We start from the raw sequence: 3,063 nt of genomic DNA, 5'->3' as shown, positions 1-3,063 counted from the left end.
CCGTTCTCAGGCCAGCACTACTATCAGTCATGCGAAACTCGCTCATTGTCACTTATGCCCCTCAACCATACGAGGGGAACAAACCGGGGTCACGCGCCTTCTTTGCCGCAGCGGCACTTGTCCCCGATATCCACAGGCCGGCTCGCCCTGCCGCCTGTGCGTCCCCCGCCCGAAGCCACCACAACTTGTGTCTGGCCGGCCTCGATACGCTATTGATAGTGCCACAGCCGGTTCAGCGCGCAAGCCCAATGTTTGCTTGACGTCACCTGAAACGCCAGCCGAAACGGTTGAATCAGCATGGAATCATCCACAAGACGGCTGGATTCAGGCGACCGCAGATTCGTTTCATCAAGGGCTTATGTAAAAATCCTGCAACATGTCGTCAGGCGCCGGCGGCGAAAATATGGACGCTTCGCCGCGGCCGGCTTACAGATTGGCCGGCAACCCGTGACCAAATGGCAACAGGATATCCCCCCATGACCGCCGCACCCCTGATCCGCGAGGAAGACGTCATCACCTCGGTGGCCGATGCGCTGCAATACATCAGCTACTTCCACCCGATGGATTATATCCGCGCCCTCGGCCGTGCCTATGAAGCGGAAGAATCACCCGCAGCCAAGGATGCCATCGCCCAGATCCTGACCAACAGCCGCATGTGCGCCGAAGGTCACCGCCCGATCTGTCAGGACACCGGCATCGTGGTCGCTTTCGTGAAAGTTGGCATGAACGTCCGCTGGCAAGCCACGAAAACTGTTCAGGAAATGGTGAACGAAGGCGTGCGCCGCGCCTATCTGCACCCCGAAAACAAGCTGCGCGCTTCCATCGTGGCCGATCCCGCCTTCACCCGCGTGAACACCCGCGACAACACGCCGGCCGTGGTCCACATCGAACTGGTGCCGGGCGACCATGTCGAAATCCTCGTTTCGGCCAAAGGCGGCGGCAGCGAAAACAAGGCCAAGTTCGCCATGCTCAACCCCAGCGATTCGATCCGGGATTGGGTGGTGAACACGGTGCCGTTGATGGGCGCCGGCTGGTGCCCGCCCGGCATGCTGGGCATCGGCATCGGCGGCACGGCGGAAAAGGCGATGATTCTGGCCAAGGAATCGCTGATGGAGCCGATCGACATGGCCGAGCTCAAGGCACGCGGGCCGCGTTCCCCCATCGAGGAACTGCGCATCGAGCTGTATGATGCGGTGAATGATCTCGGCATTGGCGCGCAGGGCCTGGGCGGGCTGTCCACCATCCTCGATGTGAAGATCCTCGACACGCCGACCCATGCTGCGTCGAAACCGATCGGCATGATCCCCAACTGCGCCGCCACCCGCCACGCGCATTTCACGCTCACCGGCAATGGCCCCGCCTATCTGGAACCGCCGAACCTCGCCGAGTGGCCGCAGGTCAACTGGACGCCCGACAAGGCGTCCAAGCCGGTCAATCTCGATACGCTCACCCCGGCCGAAGTCGCCAGCTGGCAGCCCGGCGATCGCTTGCTGCTCAGTGGCAAGATGCTCACCGGCCGCGATGCCGCCCACAAGCGCATGACCGACATGCTGGCCCGCGGCGAGACGCTTCCCGTCGATTTCACCAACCGCGTGATCTATTATGTCGGCCCGGTCGATCCAGTCGGCGACGAGGTGGTTGGCCCCGCTGGCCCCACCACGGCCACCCGCATGGACAAGTTCACCGAAGCCATGCTGGCGCAGACCGGCCTGATCGCCATGATCGGCAAAGCCGAACGTGGCCCCATGGGCATCGAGGCGATCAAGCGCCACAAGGCCGCCTATCTGATGGCAGTGGGCGGCGCTGCTTATCTGGTGGCCAAAGCCATCAAGCGCAGCCACGTCGTCGCGTTCGAGGACCTCGGCATGGAGGCGATTTACGAATTTGATGTCAAGGACATGCCGGTAACGGTTGCCGTCGATTCCGAAGGCACCAGCGTCCACAATACGGGCCCGGCAGACTGGAAAGCCCGTATTGCCCGCGCCAAGCAACCCGCCTGATCCGGCCGACATGATAATGGCCCGCCCGGCGGCCATCCTGTTCGACATGGATGGCCTGCTGCTCGATACCGAGCGGCTGATCCAGGATGCCATGATCGCGGTGATGGCCGATCTGGGCTTTGCCATGGGCAGCGCCGATTATGCCGAGCTGATCGGCCGGCCGGAACCGGCGAGCCGGGCCATCATGCAAGGGCGCTTTGGGACGGGGCTGGATTATGATGTGATGCGCGCCGAGGTGCGGCAGCGCATCCGGGCCGAATGGGGGCCGATCCGGCCGCTGAAGCCAGGCGCGGCAGCGCTGCTGGCCCAGGTGAACGCGGCCGGCATTCCGGCCGCCATCGTCACCTCGTCCGAACAGGCGCTGGCCCGCGCGCACATGGGCCATGTCGGGCTGCTGGATGGATTCGCCACCATCATCGGCTGCGATGACGTTGCCAACGGCAAGCCCCACCCCGAACCCTATCTGGCTGCGGCCGCCCGGCTTGGCGTTTCGCCCGCCGCAGCATTGGCGCTGGAAGACAGCCACAACGGCATCATCGCGGCCCACGCGGCGGGCGTGCCGGTGATCATGGTGCCCGATCTGTTGCCCGCCACGGCCGAGATCAGGCCGCGCCTGCTGGCGGTGGCCGATGATCTGCACCAGGTCGGCCGCTGGCTGGCCGCGACGGACTGAGGCTGACGGGGCTGTTCAGCCTGCTGAAAGCCAGTCTGGTCTTCATTGGCAACAGGCAAGATCACGATACCGGGAGAGAGAATCATGAGCGGGCTCAACGTGCTGGCAGGAATGTCGGCCCAGGCGATGCGTGTCGCCGGAGTGCTGGCCATGCTGGGCCTCGCCGCCTGCAGCACCAACCAGCGGCCATCGCGCCCGCAGGCAGCCGCCCCGGCGCCGGTGACCGCCGTGGCGCCCACCACCCCCACCCGCATCGTGCCCGACGCGGTGGCCGCCAGTGCCGAGGTGGTGTGGGCCCTGCGCGGCGGCCTGAACGTGGCGGCGCTGCTTTGTCAAAATCGTTCACTTGCAAATGATTATAATCAAATCCTCAAAGTTCATCGGGACATT

At 64.3% G+C, this 3,063-nt stretch carries 2 protein-coding genes and 1 pseudogene; all 3 read left to right on the top strand.

Annotation, left to right across the window (positions count from 1 at the left end):
- Nucleotides 1-476: 476 nt before the first annotated feature.
- Nucleotides 477-2,000, top strand: coding sequence for a fumarate hydratase (locus RMO81_RS09945; protein WP_310475694.1), 1,524 nt, complete (start codon nt 477-479; stop codon nt 1,998-2,000).
- Nucleotides 2,001-2,010: 10 nt separating this feature from the next.
- Nucleotides 2,011-2,673, top strand: coding sequence for an HAD family phosphatase (locus tag RMO81_RS09940; protein ID WP_310475692.1), 663 nt, complete (start codon nt 2,011-2,013; stop codon nt 2,671-2,673).
- A gap of 84 nt (nt 2,674-2,757) precedes the next feature.
- Nucleotides 2,758-3,063: pseudogene (locus RMO81_RS09935) on the top strand (hypothetical protein); the annotation flags it as partial.

This window comes from Sandarakinorhabdus sp. (assembly GCF_031422795.1).
Lineage (GTDB): Bacteria > Pseudomonadota > Alphaproteobacteria > Sphingomonadales > Sphingomonadaceae > Sandarakinorhabdus.
Note: the sequence above shows the minus strand (reverse complement) of the source record. Positions and strands in the feature narration are given on the sequence as shown.